The sequence below is a fragment of the Micromonospora sp. RHAY321 genome (assembly GCF_023896955.1).
Taxonomy (GTDB): domain Bacteria; phylum Actinomycetota; class Actinomycetes; order Mycobacteriales; family Micromonosporaceae; genus Micromonospora.
The window spans coordinates 165,254-180,130 of record NZ_JAMHIW010000007.1; the positions used below are offsets into that span (position 1 = coordinate 165,254).

A 14,877-nucleotide genomic window follows, 5' to 3' on the forward strand; every position below is an offset into this window, starting at 1 on the left:
TCATTGCCCAGAACGCACACGGGCGGCCCGGGCCGTCGCCGGCCGGGCCGCCCGCTCGGTCGTACGGTCAGCCGCCGAGGCTGGCGGCGGCTGAGGCGATCGTCGAGGCGAAGTAGCTGACCTGGGTGTAAACACCCGGGTAGTTGGGTCGGGCGCAGCCGTTGCCCCAGCTGACGATGCCGACCTGGATCCAGGCGTTGTTGGCGTCGCGGCGGAACATCGGGCCACCCGAGTCGCCCTGGCAGGTGTCCACACCGCCGCTGGCGTAGCCGGCGCAGATCTCCTCGGCGGGGATGATTTCGCCGCCGTAGTAGGAGTTGCAGGTGGAGTCGCTGACGAACGGGACGGTCGCCTTCAGCAGGTACCGCTGCTGCGCGCCACCCTCGCGGGCGGCACCCCAGCCCGCGACGGTGAAGGTGCCACTGTCGTAGGCGGTCGTGTTGGCGATCTTCAGGGTGCTCAGCCCGGTGACGGGGGTGGCCAGCCGGATCAGGGCCCAGTCCCGGCCGCTGCCGTTGTAGCCGGGAGCCCGGTAGACGTAGTTCGACCGGACGGTGATGCGGCTCGACGACTGGAGGTCGACCGTCCCGAGCGTCGCGGTGATGCTGGTGTTGGTGCCGGTGGCACCGACGCAGTGCGCCGCGGTGAGCACCAGCCGGGCGCTGTACAGGGCCCCGCCGCACCCCATCGAGAGCCGCACCATGAACGGGAACTCGCCCTGGGCGGCGCGGGTGCCACCGACGACGTTCGGCGTCATGGGGTCGTCGGCCGCGGCGGCCGGAGCCGCGAGAGCCAGGCTGCCCGCGGTCACCGCGACCAGGGCGGCGGCCAACAGGCCAGTGAGGGTACGCCAGCGAACCATGCATTCCTCCGCATCAGGAAGGCACGCCTCGTGAGCGCACCTGATTCGAGATTGCGGCCATCATATTGAGATCAATGGATTGCGGAGGACATCCTCTCTGGGTCCTACTTCCGGCGCTATGGATTCCGGCAACGGTCCGGCGATCCGCTGGGCGTCTGCCGACAACCTGCGACCGGACAGAGAGGAGCGCAGCTCAGAGCTGGTGGCGAACCCACACGTTCGGTTCGACGTAGACGCCGTGGTCATGCTCGACGTCGCACCAGACCGGGACGAGCGCACCCGGCACGTGCACCGGGCCGGTGCGGTCGAACGGCAGACCGGTCCAGCTTCGCCACTCCCGCAGCGTGCCCGGGATGGTCATCGACCGGGGGGCCACCGACTCGATCTCCCCGCCGGCACGTACGTGCGTACGCAGCCACGGGTCGACCGGCAGGCCGTCGTCGCGGACACGGAAGGCGTACCGGTCCATCGGTTCGTCGGGAACCTCGTGCTTGGCGCTGGGGCGTACCGGCGCGACCAGCGTGCCGTAGCCGAGCCTGCGGGTGTTGTCGCGCATCGCGTCGAGCATCCTGGCGGACAGGCCCAGGCCGCGGGCCTCGGGACGGATGCAGATCTCCAACGCGGAGACGATGTTCGTCGGCGTACCGGCGAGGCGGTTGATCGTCGCCCGCTGCACGATCCGGTCCCATCCCCCGGGCGGCAGCCGTTCCTCCGTCCAGGACAGCGGAACGCTGTAGGCCCGCGCCACCGCCCGGTCCGGCTCACCGGGGTCGACGGCGAGGAGCACGAACTCCGGGTACAGCTTGTCGGCGAGCGCGTAGTACAGCGATGCCATCGGATCACAGGTCATGAACTCCGGCCAGGCGCCGTCGAAGTCGTCGAGCAGTGGCGCCAGTTCGGGTCGCTGTGCGACCGTCACGAACTCAAGATCCATCTGCCGGACGATAGCGGATCGCTCCGGCGGTGGCACCCGGGTTTCCTCCCCCCTCTTCCCTCCGCCGGCCGGGGGAACCTCCTGGTCGTCACGCGCCCGGCGTGCCGGTGCTCTCCCGACGGACGAGGCGGAACGGCGTCTGCACGGTCAGCGGTGCCGCGACCTCGGCGCCCTCGATCCGGGCGACGAGGCGGCGCACGGCGAGACGACCGATCTCCTCCTTGTCCGGGGCGATCGTGGTGAGGGTCGGCGTGCTGAAGCGTCCCTCCTCGATGTCGTCGATGCCGATCACCGCCACGTCCTCCGGCACCCGACAACCGGCCTCCGCCAACGCCCGGAGCGCGCCGATGCCGATCAGGTCGTTGTAGCCGAACACCGCGTCCGGGGGTTCGCCGAGAGCGAGCAGGTCGCGCATCGCTCTCCTGCCGTCGAGCCGGCCGAACTCGTCGGTCCGGGCCACCAACTGCGGGCGGAACGGCAGGCCGGCCGCGGCCAGGGCCTCCCGGTAGCCGCGCATGCGCAGGTGCGCCGACTGCCTGTCGGCTCCGGGCGCCGCTCCGATGAACGCGATCCGGCGGCGGCCGATCGCCACCAGGTGCTGGATCGCCGCGTGACTCGCGGCGACGTTGTCGATGGCGATGTGGTCGTGCGGCACGTCGTAGACACCCTCACCGATCAGTACGAGCGGGGTGTCGGCGCTGCGGGCCAGCACTTCGTCCCGGCCGATCCGCACCGGACTGAAGATCAGGCCGTCGATGGTGTGCCGATGGGAGCCGTCGAGGAGCAGCAACTCCGCCTCGCGGTCCGCGGCGGTGTTCTCCATGACCAGCGTGTAGCCGAGCCCGGCGGCCTCCCGGATGGCGATCTCGGCCAGTTCGGCGAAGTAGGGGTTGTTCAGCTCCGGGATGGCCAGGGCGATCAGGCCGGTACGGCCCCTGCGGAGATGCCGGGCGCCCAGGTTGGGGGTGTACCCGAGTTCGTCGATCGCCTGCTGCACCCGCTGCCGCGTCCGCTCCCCCACCGGCCGGTACCCGTTCACGACGTTGGAGACCGTGGCCAGCGAGACGCCGGCCCGCTCGGCGATGTCCTTCAGGCTGACGCCCATCCACCGACCCTTCCGGGCGCCCCGGCGCAGACATTGATGAACAAGGATTGACGGGACGTCCGCCGTACCTCTATAACGTTATACGGGTGGTGATGGATGTCAATGTTACGGCCATTGCTCATCGATGGAAGACCACCGACATCCATCGATGACGTCCGTCCCCTCGTCGAGTGACCGCCCGATGCCCACCGCCAACGCGCTCCGGGCCAGCTGCACCGCCCGCGGCGACTCGACCCACGGAGACGGCATGACACGTCACGGCCCCATCCGCCCCGCCCTGCCGCTGCTGCTCATTCTCGCGCTGGTCGCCGGCGTCCTCGCCGCGCCGGCACCGCCGGCACACGCCGCACCGCCCAAGACGCCGCCACTGACCACGCCGTGGACCAGTCAGGCGTTGGCCGGCACGCCACTGCCGGAGTACCCGCGACCGCAGATGACCCGGCCGGACTGGCTCAACCTCAACGGCGAGTGGCAGCTACGCCAGTCCGCCACCGACGACGCCCCGCAGTTCAACACCAACCTGCCCGAGCGGGTCAACGTGCCGTTCCCGGTGGAGAGCGCACTGTCCGGCATCCAGCGGGCCGCCAACGACAACCGCAACTACCTCTTCTACCGGCGTACCGTCACCGTCCCGGCGAACTGGTCGGGTCGCCGGACACTGCTGCACTTCGGCGCGGTCGACTGGCAGAGCACCGTCTGGGTCAACGGCGTCCGCGTCGGTGCCCACACCGGCGGCTACGACGCCTTCAGCTTCGACGTGACCCCGCAGCTCACCGCCGGAACGAACGAGATCGTCGTCAAGGTCTGGGACCCCACCGACACCCGACAGAACGGCAGCCTGCCGGTCATCGGCAAGCAGACCAAGACACCTGGCGGGATCTTCTACACCCCCAGCTCGGGCATCTGGCAGACGGTGTGGATGGAGCCGGTGCCGGCGGCCTCGATCAGCAGTGTGGACGTCTACCCGAACCTGGCCAACAACACCCTTCGGCTCCGGGTCTTCACCCGGGGCACCGTCACCGGCCACAGCGTGCTCGCCGAGGCCCTCAACGGAAGCACCGTCGTCGGCTCCGCCACCGGCGGCTTCACCGACTTCAGCGTGCCGGTGCCCAACGCCCGCCGCTGGTCACCCGACGACCCGTTCCTCTACAACCTCCGGATCACCCTGCGCAACGCGGGCGGCGTCGCCGTCGACCGGACCACGCACTACTTCGGCATGCGCGAGATCACCACCGGCCTGGTGAACGGGGTGCTGCGCCCCAAGCTCAACGGCCAGTTCGTGTTCCAGGTCGGCACCCTCGACCAGGGCTACTGGCCGGACGGGCTCTACACCGCGCCGACCGACGCCGCCCTCGCCTTCGACCTGCAGAAGCACAAGGACCTCGGCTTCAACATGGTGCGCAAGCACATCAAGGTCGAACCGCAGCGCTGGTTCTACCACGCCGACCGGCTCGGCCTGCTGGTCTGGCAGGACATCCCGTCGATGACCGCGCAGGACATCAACCCCACGGACGCCCAGCAGGCACAGTTCGAGACGGAGGCACGCGAGATCGTCGACGAGCACAGCAGCTCCCCCGCCGTCGTCGCCTACACCCCGTACAACGAGGGTTGGGGTGAGCGGGCCCTGGCCGACACCCGCCGGGTCGCGCAGAACATCAAGAACCAGGACCCGACCCGTCTGGTCAACCCGCACAGCGGCCACAACTGCTGCCAGTCCCTCGGCGACCCGGGCAACGGCGACATCGACGACTGGCACGTCTACCTCGGGCCGGACTCCCCTGCGCCGTCGAGCAGCCGGATCGCGGTGCTCGGCGAGTTCGGCGGCCTGGGCCTGCACACGCCGGGCCACGAGTACAGCCCGAGCGGGCAGTTCTTCGCCTACGAGTGGCAGACCAGCTCGACCGCGCTCACCGACCGGTACGTGGGCCTGGTGCAGGGCACCCAGAACCTGATGCTCGGCAAGGGGCTCAGCGCCTCGATCTACACCGAGATCACCGACCTGGAGGGCGAGCTGAACGGCTTCCTCACCTACGACCGGCAGGTGGTCAAGATGGACCAGGCGCGGGTCCGCGCCGCCAACACCGCCGTCATCAACGCCTCGAAGACCATCGGCAGCTCCGCGCCCGTCGCCCTGCCGCTCAACACCCGCCGGTCGTTGCAGGTGACCACTCCCGGTCACACCAACCGGTACCTGCGCCACCAGGACAGCCTGGCCTACACCGAGGTGGTCGACGCCGCCAGCTCCGGCGTGCTGAAGGCCGACGCCACGTACACCATCCGTCCCGGCCTGGCCGACGCCGCCTGCTACTCGTTCGAGTCGGTCAACTTTCCCGGGCAGTACCTACGCCACCAGAACTCCCGGGTCCGCAACTCGCCGAACGACGGTTCCGCGCTCACCCACGCCGACGCCACCTGGTGCGCCCGGGTCGGACTGACCGGCACGGGCGTGTCGCTGGAGTCGCACAACTTCCGGGGCAGGTACCTGCGGCACTACAACTCGGAGGTCTGGCTCAGCAACGGCGCCGGCGGCGACGCGTACAACACGCCGACGTTGTGGGCCGCGGACAGCACCTGGAACATCGCGGCCCCCTGGGCACCCTGACCGGTCAGGAGGTCGAGGCGACGTCGCCGTACGACAGGACGCCGCGGGGAGTTCCGGCCGGACCGGAACTCCCCGCGATGGCGACCCCAGTTCGTCGGCCCGGTCCGACCGTTCAGCGCGAGTAGTACTCGACGACGAGCTGCTCGTCGCAGACCACCGGAACCTCCGCCCGCAGCGGAACCCGGACCAGGCGGGCGGTCAGGTCCGACAGGTTGACGTCGAGATACGGCGCGGGACGCTCCGGGACGTGCGCTCCGGCCGCCGCCACGACGAACGGAGCCTTGCCCCGGCTACGGTCCGCCACGGCGATGACGTCGCCGGGACGCAGCCGTGCCGACGGCCGGTCCAGCCGACGGCCGTTCACCGTGACGTGCTGGTGGGTGACGACCTGGCGGGCCTGGTAGATCGTGCGAGCGAAGCCCGACCGCAGCACCAGCGCGTCGAGCCGGGTCTCCAGATCGACGATCAGCTCCTCACCGGTCTTGCCCGGCCGGCGTGCGGCCCGGTCGAACGCGCTGCGCAGCTGGCCCTCGTGCAGGTCGTACTGCGCCTTCAGGCGCTGCTTCTCCAGCAGCCGGACCTTGTAGTCACTGGTGGTACGGCGGGCACGGCCGTGCTGACCCGGCGGGAACGGACGGCGCTCGAAGTACCGCACACACTTCGGGGTCAGGGCGATGCCCAACGCGCGGGAGCGCTTGACCTTGGGGCGGGTCTGATTCATCCTTCACCTCTCAACTAAGGTAAGCCTAACCTTATTAGGAGGTGTTCAGGTTGAGCAACCAGCTGACCACGACGGACGCGACAGACAGCCCGGCGAGCCGGCTCCGGTCGATGCTCGTCGCCGCCCAGTCCCTGGGCCTGCGCACGCCCGGCTACCGGGCGGACATCGCCGGCCGCCACTCCGTGACCGGCGACGGACGGGTACGGGTCGAGCTGCCGGCGGGCAGCCACATGGCGCGGGACATCGCGCACCAGCGGGAGACGGTCGCGATGATCGAAGTGACCGACCTGGCCCCCACCCCGGTACGCGACCGGGTCCGGGCACGCGGCACGCTCACCGGCTGGCTGAGCCCGGCCTCCATCGACCGGGACGCCGAGGAGGGCCAACTGGTAACCGTCCTCGACCTCGCCACCGCCGAGCTGAGCACCACCGAAGGCACCACCACGATCGACCCGATCGACTTCGTCACCGCCCGGCCCGACCCGCTCGCCGCCACCGAAGCCGAGCTGTTGTGTCACCTCGACCACCACCACCCGCACACGGTCGAACGACTGTGCCGACTGGTGGACCCCCACCGGCTGCACGGTGTCCGCATGGTCCGTCCGCTGCGGCTGGACCGTCACGGCCTCGTGCTCCGACTCGAACTGGTGAACGGCGACCGGGACATCCGACTGAGGTTTCCGGCCCCGGTGCGCCATCCGGACCAACTCGGCGCGCAGATCGAGGCACTGCTCAGGCAGGCCCGCCGCTGCCGACCTCCGCGCGCCCGCTGATGATCGAAAACCGGCGCGGACCAGCCCTGAGGTGAGGCAGAGCGGGCCCGGCCGCCTCGTGTCGTCGTCCAGCGCCGCAGCCTGACCAGCGCACGCGAGATGCGTCGGGCGCCGTACGGTGCGTACAGTTCCTGGTCGGACGTGAGGTGAGCCGGCCGGATCCGGCGCAGGAACGGGACGAGACAGAGACGCATGACGGTGGACAACATTCCCGAAAACGGTCAGAACGGCATTGACCGGAACCGGCTGGAGACCTGCCTCAGCGTCTTCGAGGCGTTGGAGGCCCTGCCTCCGGACCATCCGGACGTCGTCCGGGTGCAGCGGGCCACCGCGAAGCTCTACAAGGTGATCAAGCAGCGGCGACGCGAGGAGCGGCGGGACGCCATCGCCTCGGCCGACCGCGCCGTGACGGCGGCCACCGCCACCGGTGCCCCCGGCCGCATCGACGACGAGACCCAGGGCATCCCGCTCGCCTCCCCCACCGCGGGTGCCACGGCCGGCGTTCTGCACAATCCGCGCGGCTGCTACGTCTGCAAGCAGCGCTACCGCGAGGTGGACGCCTTCTACCACCAGCTCTGCCCGTCCTGCGCGGCGCTGAACCGGCAGCGCCGGGACGCCCGCACCGACCTGACCGGGCGGCGCGCACTGCTCACCGGCGGCCGGGCGAAGATCGGCATGTACATCGCGCTGCGGCTGCTGCGCGACGGAGCGCACACCACCGTGACCACACGGTTCCCGCACGACGCGGTCCGCCGGTTCGCCGCGATGCCCGACAGCGCGGACTGGCTGCACCGTCTGCGGATCGTCGGGATCGACCTGCGCGACCCCGCCCAGGTGATCGCCCTCGCCGACTCGGTCAGCAGCCAGGGACCACTCGACATCCTGATCAACAACGCGGCGCAGACCGTCCGACGCTCGCCCGGGGCGTACTCGCAGCTCGTCGCCGCGGAGGCCGCGGCCCTGCCGGACGGCCCGTTGCCGGAGCTGATCACGTTCGCCAAGCCGGGGGGCCAGGGCACACCGGCGGGCAGCCTGACCGCCGGCCCGCAGTCGACCGCGCTCACCCCGCACGCGCTCACCGCGCTGGCGTTGACCAGCGGCTCCGCGTCGCCGGAACGGATCGCGGCGTCCACCGCCATCGACGCCGGCGGGCTGGTGCCCGACCTCGACTCGGTCAACAGCTGGGTCCAGCGGGTGCACGAGGTCGACCCGGTGGAGCTGCTCGAAGTGCAGCTGTGCAACGTCACCGCGCCGTTCGTGCTGGTCAGCCGGCTACGACCGGCGATGGCCGCCGCGAAGGCCCGCCGTAAGTACGTGGTGAACGTGTCGGCGATGGAGGGCCAGTTCGGGCGCGGCTACAAAGGGCCGGGGCACCCGCACACCAACATGGCCAAGGCCGCGCTGAACATGCTGACCCGGACCAGTGCCCAGGAGATGCTGACCGACGGCATCCTCATGACCAGCGTCGACACCGGCTGGATCACCGATGAGCGGCCCCACCCGACGAAGATGCGGCTGGCCGACGAGGGCTTCCACGCTCCGCTGGATCTCGTCGACGGCGCCGCCCGGGTGTACGACCCGATCGTCCGCGGCGAACAGGGCGAGGACCTCTACGGCTGCTTCCTGAAGGACTACGCGCCCTGCGCCTGGTGATCGGCGTTCCCGCCGGCCACGGCGCACGCAGCGGTTTTTGTGACAATCACCGGGTACGCCCCACCCGCACGCGGGGCCGTCCGCCAACTCGACGAGGAGAAGGTACGCATGCCAACTGACCAGGACTCATGGCCGACGCTGGACGAGCTGGAGCGCGAGGAGATCGAGCTGGAGCTGCCGGGCCTGTCGGAGACGGACGCGTACGGGTTGGGGATGCTGGCCGTCACCGCCGCGGGCGAGCAGCGGCTTCCCGTCTCGGTGGGTGTGTGGCGCGCCGGACGTCAGCTGTTCCACTGCGGCCTGCCCGGTTCGACGCTGGACAACGACGGGTGGCTGCGGCGCAAGGGACGCGTGGTGATGCGGTTCGAGCACTCGTCGCTGTACATGGCCCGACTGTGCCACGACAAGCAGGTGACCCTGACGGAGAGGTACGGCCTGCCGGCCTCGCGGTACGCGGCCGCCGGGGGCGCGGTGCCGCTGCGCGTCCGCGGCACCGGCGTGGTGGGTTGGGTCGGTGTCTCCGGTCTGCCGCAGCTCGACGACCACCGCTTCGTCGTCGACGTCCTTCGCAAGCTCCCGCGTTAGCCTCGCTACCGTCACCCGGTCCGGCCGGGCTGTCGTCGCCGACAGCCCGGTCAGCGCGCTCGCCGGTTGGCGCGCAGGGCGCCCAGGATCACGCCAGGTGTGGCCAGGGAACGCGGGTGCTCCCGCAGGGAGACGACCTCGTTGAACCGCCGCGCGATCGTCACGTCGGTGACCGTGGCCGCGACGATCTGCCGGCTGGCCCAGCTGGAAAGCCGGTAGCCGCGCGGGTAGGGCCCGTCCACGTGGGGCAGCGCGAGGTCGGCTGAGGTCGACAACGACCAGGCGGCGTCCACCACGACCTTCTGCAGGGCGAGGTACCGGCGCGCCGGCACGCTCAGGTCCGGGTTCGACCCCAGGTACATCGCCAGGCACGCCGCGTGCAGGGCCGCCGCGGTGATTCCCTGCCCGTACACCGGGTTGAACGACGCGACGGCATCACCGACGCTGACGAGCCGGGCCGGGAACCGCTTCAACGCGTGGAAGTCCCGCCGCCGACTGTCGGCGTGGCGGTAGGTCTGGACGTCGCCGAGCATCTCGTTGCCGGCGACCTCGCCGAACTCCGGCGGGAACTGATCGCGCAGGCGACGCACGAAGTCCTCGGCGGTGCGCCCCGGGCGGTTGTCCCCGTAACCGGCCATCATGGCCATCCACCGGCCGCCCTCGATCGCGAAGAATGCCGCGCCGGCCACGTCCGACGACATCTTCGGACTGTGCAGGGCCAGGACGACCGTCGAGGCGGGGTTCGCCTCGTTGCGACGGAACAGGGCGGTGGCGTAGTTCAGGTGCACGGTCATCCGCCGCGTGGCGGGTCGGTCCCAACCGGACTGCTCCAGCCACTCCGACAGCCTGCTCGAACGCCCCATGGCGTCCACCACGAGGTCGCCCCTCTCGACGCCGGTCACCCCGTCGACGTCGCAGCGGACCCCGGTGACCTCGTCGCCGTCGAACACCAGACCCGTGGCGCGGGCGGTGACCACCTTGACGTTGGGCAGTCGAAGGACCTGGTCACGGATCAGGCCCTCCAGGAGGGGTCGGCTGCCCGCCAGACTGTCGGCGTCGTCGGGCACGACGACCTTCAGGCGGCCGTCGAGGTAGTTCCGCCTGGCCGCGGGCGGGGCCTCGACCGCCCCCCGGGCCAGCGCCTGCTCCCGGAAACCCGGAAACAGGTGCTCGAGTTGGAGGAAGCCGCCGGGCAGCAGCGCGTGCAGTTGCGTCCCCTGTGGCACGCCGGGCCGCCCGCCGGTCGTCTGCAGGTCGTCCCGCTCGATGATGACGACGCTCTCCGCGTGGGCGGACAGGGCCCGCGCGGCCAGCATGCCGGCGACACTGCCGCCGACCACCACGGCCTTGCCGAGGATCGGGAGCGCCTGGTCGGGAGGCCGCACGGCGTTCAGCGCGGCGAAGACCCGAGCCGGGGAGAGGGACATCGTGCTCTCCAAGGGGTACGAGGTGAGGCGCCCTCTGCCGTGCCTGCCAGCGACTGGTGCGCGGACAAGCCCCGGTGGACGGCCGTTCGGGATGACGCCCGACGATCGTTGCACAGGTGGCGCACCGTGCCCAGGCCGGCCGGTCGGCGGTGGCAATCCCATCGCGGTCGCCGCTCGGGTATGGACCGCTGACCATCCCCCTGCGACGATACTTGCGCTCCCAGTGCAGATACTTTCTCGACCGAGGTGGAGGACCGATGCACACGTCCCGCCGGAGACTGCTCTCCCTGACGGCCGGGCTCGCGCTCGCCGCCGGACTGTCCGTCACCGCCGTTCCGCAGGCCGCCAGGGCCGCAACCGGCGCGTCGTACCGCCCGGTGATCTTCGTGCACGGCAGTGCCGGATCGGCGTCGCAGTTCCAGTCCCAGGCCAAGCGCCTGGCCAGCAACGGCTACCCCACCGACATCATCGAGGCGCACGAGTACGACTCGCCGAACGTCGCCACGATCCTCCCGCAGGTGTACGCGGAGATGGACGCGCGGATCTCACGGCTGCTGGCGGCGACCGGCGCGGACAGGGTGGACCTGCTCGCGCACTCGCTGGGCACCTTCGTCATGCAGGGCTACCTCGCCAGCTCACCGGCGCGCGCCGCGCGCGTCGCGCACTACGTCAACCTGGACGGGCGCACCGCGGCGTCACCACCGGGTGGTGTGCCCACGCTCGCGATCTGGGGCGAGGGCGACCCGGCCCGGGCAGTCGCGGGCGCGACCAACGTGTACCTCCCCGACCAGTCCCACACGCAGACCGTGTCGTCGCCGGAGTCGTTCCGCGAGATCTTCCAGTTCTTCCAGGGCCGCCCTCCCCGGACGACGCGGATCGTTCCGCAACTGTTCGGCACCGCTCGGGTCTCCGGTCGCGCCGTGCTCTTCCCCAGCAACGTCGGCGTCACCGACGCGACGCTGGAGGTCTACCCGGTCAACTCCCTGACCGGCGGGCGGCTGTCGAGCCGGCCCGCGCATCGGGTGCCCCTGAGCGGCGACGGCTCGTTCGGCCCGTTCCCGGTGCTCGCCACCGCCCGGTACGAGTTCGCGATCGTGCGCGCCGGCGCGGCCACGCACCACTTCTACTTCCAGCCGTTCCTGCGGTCCGACTCCTTCGTACGCCTGACGACCAGCCGGCCGGGCGAGGGGCTCGGCGCGCTGGTCGACACCAGCGACCAGCACACGGCGCTGACGATCCAACGGCAGAAGGAGTGGTGGGGCGACCAGGGCGATGCCGGCGACAACCTGTGGATCAACGGCAGGGACGTCCTGAACCCGGCGAACACCCCCCGCGTCAAGCGGACGATCGCGCTCTTCGCCTTCGACGACGGCAGTGACGGTGTCACCGACCTGACCGCGCCGCTGCCGGAGTTCTTCAGCCAGACCTTCATCACCGGCATGGACGTGTTCATCCCTGCCACGCCGGCACACCTCGGCCTGGTACGGATCGCGGTCGGTCAACGCGGTGGCGGGCTCGATGTGATCAACGTGCCGAACTGGAAGTCCAGCGAGCATCGCGTGACGGTGAACGTCGACGACTTCTGATCGGCGCCACCTGTCGACCGTGCGGAGCGGCGAGTTCGCCTAACGAGGCGGGCTCGCCGCAGCCGCCCGTGTTTCGCCCTCAGGCGCGGAGGCGTTCCAGCCCGTCCAGGAGCAAGTTGAGCGTGAACTCGAACTCGGTCTGGCTGTCGCACCACCCGAGCATGGGGTCGGTGACATCGTGGATCTCGGTTGCCATCATGGCCGTCAGGTGCGGTAGCGCCTCGGCCATCGCGGCCAGGTCCGCCTCCGCGGCCTCGGCGTCCATGCTCCCGCCCGCCGACGCCGGACTGAAGATCTCCTGCACGAACCCGAGAGGCAAACTACCGAACGCGTGCAACGCCCGGTGCGCGAGGCGGTGTGAGAAGCCGGCATCGACCAGGGTGCCCACGATCCCGTCGTAATACGCGTACATGCCGACGGGAACGGTCCGGCGCGAGCCCAACAATCCGGGCATCCACGGGTGACGCAGCATGATCCGACGCGCGGCGAGGAACTGCCTGCGCAACCGCCCTCGCCAGTCTTCATCGCCATCGTTTGTGGAGATGGGACCAACAGCCGCATCGATCTCGGCGAACACGGTCTCCACGACGCCGTCGAGGAGGGCCTCCTTGCCGGGCAGGTGATGGTAGAGCGACATGGCCTCGACGCCGAGATCGGCGGCGAGGCGACGCATCGTCAACGCGTGAATCCCCTCAGCGTCCGCCAGTGCGACCGCCGCTGCCAGTACGCGCTCGCGACTGAGCGGTTGCCGGACTGCCTTCGCTGCCACCTGTCCCCCCACCTCTTGCCAGCACCTTACATCGTATGGTTACCTTACAACGTAAGGTCGTGGTCGGAGTTCCACCACCTCCACGAGCCGGTACGGCCCCAAGGAGCCACGATGCCCGCGCTGATCCGTACCGCCCGCATGACCGGACTGCTCTACCTCGCCCTCGCCATCACCGGGGGTCTCGGCTTTCTGCTCATCCGGTCGCAGCTCTTCAATGCCGACGACCCCAGCGCGACGCTCGCCAGTCTGGTCCAGCACGAAACACTCGCGCGCGTCGGCGTCGCCGTCGAGCTGCTCGTCGTCGTGACCCAGGCCCTCGCCGCCGTATGGTTCTACCGGCTGTTCCGGACCGCCGACCGGCTCGCCGCCGGCGCCATCGCCGCGTTCGGCCTCATCAACGCGATCGTGGTCCTCGTCAGCGCAGCACTGCTCGCCACGGCCCTCGACATCGCGCTCGATCCCGTCGGGGACCCGGCGGCAACCGTCCAGCTCCTCTATCTGACCAGCGGCAACCTGTGGGGCGTCGGAGGTCTGTTCTTCGGGCTGTGGCTCATTCCCATGGGACTTTGCGTGCTCCGCTCGAACTGGATGCCCCGCCCGCTGGGCTGGGTCCTCGTCGCCGGCGGCATCGGTTACCTGCTCAGCGCATTCATCGGATACCTCGTCCCGGACGCACAGGGCGTCGCTGACGCCCTGGTCGTTCCCGCGACCATCGGCGAGTTCTGGATGGTCGGCTACCTGCTGACGCGCGGCGTCCGCCACCATGTACTCGACCAGACACCAGCCGACCGGCAACCGGAGGCCACGCCACTGACCGCCTGAGTCCCGAGGCCCGGACACGGCCGAGAGCGCTCGCGCCATGAGAGAGGGCGCGGCATCGGTTGCCTCGACGGGGCAAAGCCTCCAGTGCGGGAGCGTCACACCTCGGCGGGGGGCGACAACGCCATCTTCTGCCAGTTCCGGAACACGAAGCGGTGTACCGACTTCAGCCCGACCCAGAGCGCCGGCTCCAATGCGACACGGCCGAGACCGCGGACCGTCACCGTGCTCGTCCGGGTGATCCTCGTGCCGGCTCCCGCCTGCTCCAGCTCGAACAGATCCCCGAGCTGGTCGACGAACCGGTGGAAGTAGAGGTCGGTCGACTCCATGTGGAACGCCAGTCGGCTCGGTGGCTCCCAGAGGGTGATCCGCTGCCGCACCACACCCTGCTCCGAGACGCACTGCCGCGCCGCGCCCACCTCGCCCGGGCCATCGGGCAGCCGGCACGTCGTCGGCCGGGGCGTGCCCAGGTAGAAGACCGGACACCGGGGCTGCAGCTCAAGGCGCGAGTCGCAGAGCGCGGGCCACAACACGTCCGGTGGGTGGGGCATCGTCCAGCGCGTCCGCACCATCATGCGACCACGATAGGCCCGCCGTCACCGGCGGCGCGGCCCTCGGATCGGCCGTAGGCCTTCTCACCCTCGGGCAGATACCGTCGGCACGGGTGCGGTGGTGTCCGACCTGGTGCACCCACTGGCCGGGCTCTCGCTGAGGGCGATGACGGCGTCGAGCCGGTCCCTGGCCTGGGTGAGTTGGGTTATCTGCCGCTCGATACGCGCGCGTTCGGCCGTCAGCATGGCGCGGGACTCCGGGGTGTTGACCTTCGCGTCGACGCAGGGCAGGAGGTCCAGGATCGTCCTGCTGGACAGGCCGGCGGCGTACAACATCTGGATCAGGTGGACCCGCTCGACCGCGCCCTCGTCGTAGTGGCGCTGGCCGCCGCTGCTGCGGGCGGGGATCAGGAGTGCCTGCTCCTCGTAGTAGCGCAGGGCGCGCACGGACACGCCGGTCCGGGTGGCGAGTTCACCGATTCGCACGGCC

Annotated in this window: 14 protein-coding genes; 6 read left to right on the plus strand and 8 right to left on the minus strand. The window is 70.4% G+C overall.

From position 1 onward, the window contains the following. Window positions 1-67 precede the first annotated feature (67 nt). The 3 genes from M8C17_RS17840 to M8C17_RS17850 form a co-directional block, all read right to left on the minus strand. A complete protein-coding gene (locus M8C17_RS17840; protein WP_252417624.1) occupies window positions 68-862 on the minus strand; it encodes a trypsin-like serine protease in 795 nt (264 codons plus the stop codon). Between the two features lie 193 nt (window positions 863-1,055). Further along, window positions 1,056-1,796, minus strand: a complete 741-nt coding sequence (locus M8C17_RS17845) for an N-acetyltransferase (protein ID WP_252417625.1) — start codon at window positions 1,794-1,796, stop codon at window positions 1,056-1,058. Between the two features lie 88 nt (window positions 1,797-1,884). Further along, window positions 1,885-2,901, minus strand: a complete 1,017-nt coding sequence (locus M8C17_RS17850) for a LacI family DNA-binding transcriptional regulator (protein WP_252417626.1) — start codon at window positions 2,899-2,901, stop codon at window positions 1,885-1,887. Between the two features lie 247 nt (window positions 2,902-3,148). Here M8C17_RS17850 and M8C17_RS17855 point away from each other — a divergent pair, with 247 nt between their 5' ends. Further along, window positions 3,149-5,503 (plus strand): AbfB domain-containing protein, encoded by a 2,355-nt coding sequence (locus M8C17_RS17855; protein WP_252417627.1) that lies wholly within the window; start codon window positions 3,149-3,151, stop codon window positions 5,501-5,503. Between the two features lie 112 nt (window positions 5,504-5,615). Here the strand turns inward: M8C17_RS17855 and rpsD are convergent, their stop codons facing one another. Next, on the minus strand, window positions 5,616-6,224 hold the full coding sequence (gene rpsD, locus M8C17_RS17860; protein WP_252417628.1) for a 30S ribosomal protein S4: 609 nt from the start codon (window positions 6,222-6,224) through the stop codon (window positions 5,616-5,618). A 110-nt stretch (window positions 6,225-6,334) separates the two neighbouring features. Between rpsD and M8C17_RS17865 the strand changes: the two genes are divergently transcribed. The 3 genes from M8C17_RS17865 to M8C17_RS17875 all read left to right on the plus strand — a co-directional run bounded on the left by M8C17_RS17865 (window position 6,335) and on the right by M8C17_RS17875 (window position 9,235). Continuing rightward, on the plus strand, window positions 6,335-6,997 hold the full coding sequence (locus M8C17_RS17865) for a DUF2470 domain-containing protein (protein ID WP_252417724.1): 663 nt from the start codon (window positions 6,335-6,337) through the stop codon (window positions 6,995-6,997). Window positions 6,998-7,189: 192 nt separating this feature from the next. Continuing rightward, window positions 7,190-8,650 (plus strand): SDR family NAD(P)-dependent oxidoreductase, encoded by a 1,461-nt coding sequence (locus tag M8C17_RS17870; protein ID WP_252417629.1) that lies wholly within the window; start codon window positions 7,190-7,192, stop codon window positions 8,648-8,650. 108 nt (window positions 8,651-8,758) lie between these two features. Continuing rightward, the gene (locus M8C17_RS17875) at window positions 8,759-9,235 is read left to right on the plus strand and encodes a heme-degrading domain-containing protein (protein ID WP_252417630.1); all 477 of its coding nucleotides are present in this window, start codon (window positions 8,759-8,761) and stop codon (window positions 9,233-9,235) included. A gap of 50 nt (window positions 9,236-9,285) precedes the next feature. On the opposite strand, the gene M8C17_RS17880 is transcribed toward M8C17_RS17875, so the two are convergent. Next, entirely contained in the window at window positions 9,286-10,662 is a 1,377-nt protein-coding gene (locus M8C17_RS17880) for an NAD(P)/FAD-dependent oxidoreductase (protein WP_252417631.1), read from the minus strand. Window positions 10,663-10,919: 257 nt separating this feature from the next. Here M8C17_RS17880 and M8C17_RS17885 point away from each other — a divergent pair, with 257 nt between their 5' ends. Beyond that, window positions 10,920-12,248, plus strand: coding sequence for an alpha/beta hydrolase (locus M8C17_RS17885; RefSeq protein ID WP_252417632.1), 1,329 nt, complete (start codon window positions 10,920-10,922; stop codon window positions 12,246-12,248). 79 nt (window positions 12,249-12,327) lie between these two features. On the opposite strand, the gene M8C17_RS17890 is transcribed toward M8C17_RS17885, so the two are convergent. Beyond that, on the minus strand, window positions 12,328-13,017 hold the full coding sequence (locus M8C17_RS17890) for a TetR/AcrR family transcriptional regulator C-terminal domain-containing protein (RefSeq protein WP_252417633.1): 690 nt from the start codon (window positions 13,015-13,017) through the stop codon (window positions 12,328-12,330). A 111-nt stretch (window positions 13,018-13,128) separates the two neighbouring features. Here M8C17_RS17890 and M8C17_RS17895 point away from each other — a divergent pair, with 111 nt between their 5' ends. Beyond that, entirely contained in the window at window positions 13,129-13,839 is a 711-nt protein-coding gene (locus M8C17_RS17895) for a DUF4386 domain-containing protein (RefSeq protein ID WP_252417634.1), read from the plus strand. Between the two features lie 95 nt (window positions 13,840-13,934). On the opposite strand, the gene M8C17_RS17900 is transcribed toward M8C17_RS17895, so the two are convergent. Together M8C17_RS17900 and M8C17_RS17905 are read right to left on the minus strand one after the other, a co-directional pair. After that, window positions 13,935-14,411 carry an SRPBCC family protein gene (locus M8C17_RS17900; protein ID WP_252417635.1) on the minus strand — a complete coding sequence of 159 codons (477 nt, stop codon included), beginning with the start codon at window positions 14,409-14,411 and terminating at the stop codon, window positions 13,935-13,937. A 60-nt stretch (window positions 14,412-14,471) separates the two neighbouring features. Then, the gene (locus M8C17_RS17905) at window positions 14,472-14,873 is read right to left on the minus strand and encodes a MerR family transcriptional regulator (protein ID WP_252417636.1); all 402 of its coding nucleotides are present in this window, start codon (window positions 14,871-14,873) and stop codon (window positions 14,472-14,474) included. Between the last annotated feature and the right edge of the window lie 4 nt (window positions 14,874-14,877).

Excerpts from the sequence above, each read along its gene's own strand:
- M8C17_RS17840 (WP_252417624.1), bottom strand. The coding sequence starts at position 862 with ATGGTTCGCTGGCGTACCCTCACTGGCCTGTTGGCCGCCGCCCTGGTC.
- M8C17_RS17845 (WP_252417625.1), bottom strand. The coding sequence starts at position 1,796 with ATGGATCTTGAGTTCGTGACGGTCGCACAGCGACCCGAACTGGCGCCA.
- M8C17_RS17850 (WP_252417626.1), bottom strand. The coding sequence starts at position 2,901 with ATGGGCGTCAGCCTGAAGGACATCGCCGAGCGGGCCGGCGTCTCGCTG.
- M8C17_RS17855 (WP_252417627.1), top strand. The coding sequence starts at position 3,149 with ATGACACGTCACGGCCCCATCCGCCCCGCCCTGCCGCTGCTGCTCATT.
- rpsD (WP_252417628.1), bottom strand. The coding sequence starts at position 6,224 with ATGAATCAGACCCGCCCCAAGGTCAAGCGCTCCCGCGCGTTGGGCATC.
- M8C17_RS17865 (WP_252417724.1), top strand. The coding sequence starts at position 6,335 with ATGCTCGTCGCCGCCCAGTCCCTGGGCCTGCGCACGCCCGGCTACCGG.
- M8C17_RS17870 (WP_252417629.1), top strand. The coding sequence starts at position 7,190 with ATGACGGTGGACAACATTCCCGAAAACGGTCAGAACGGCATTGACCGG.
- M8C17_RS17875 (WP_252417630.1), top strand. The coding sequence starts at position 8,759 with ATGCCAACTGACCAGGACTCATGGCCGACGCTGGACGAGCTGGAGCGC.
- M8C17_RS17880 (WP_252417631.1), bottom strand. The coding sequence starts at position 10,662 with ATGTCCCTCTCCCCGGCTCGGGTCTTCGCCGCGCTGAACGCCGTGCGG.
- M8C17_RS17885 (WP_252417632.1), top strand. The coding sequence starts at position 10,920 with ATGCACACGTCCCGCCGGAGACTGCTCTCCCTGACGGCCGGGCTCGCG.
- M8C17_RS17895 (WP_252417634.1), top strand. The coding sequence starts at position 13,129 with ATGCCCGCGCTGATCCGTACCGCCCGCATGACCGGACTGCTCTACCTC.
- M8C17_RS17900 (WP_252417635.1), bottom strand. The coding sequence starts at position 14,411 with ATGATGGTGCGGACGCGCTGGACGATGCCCCACCCACCGGACGTGTTG.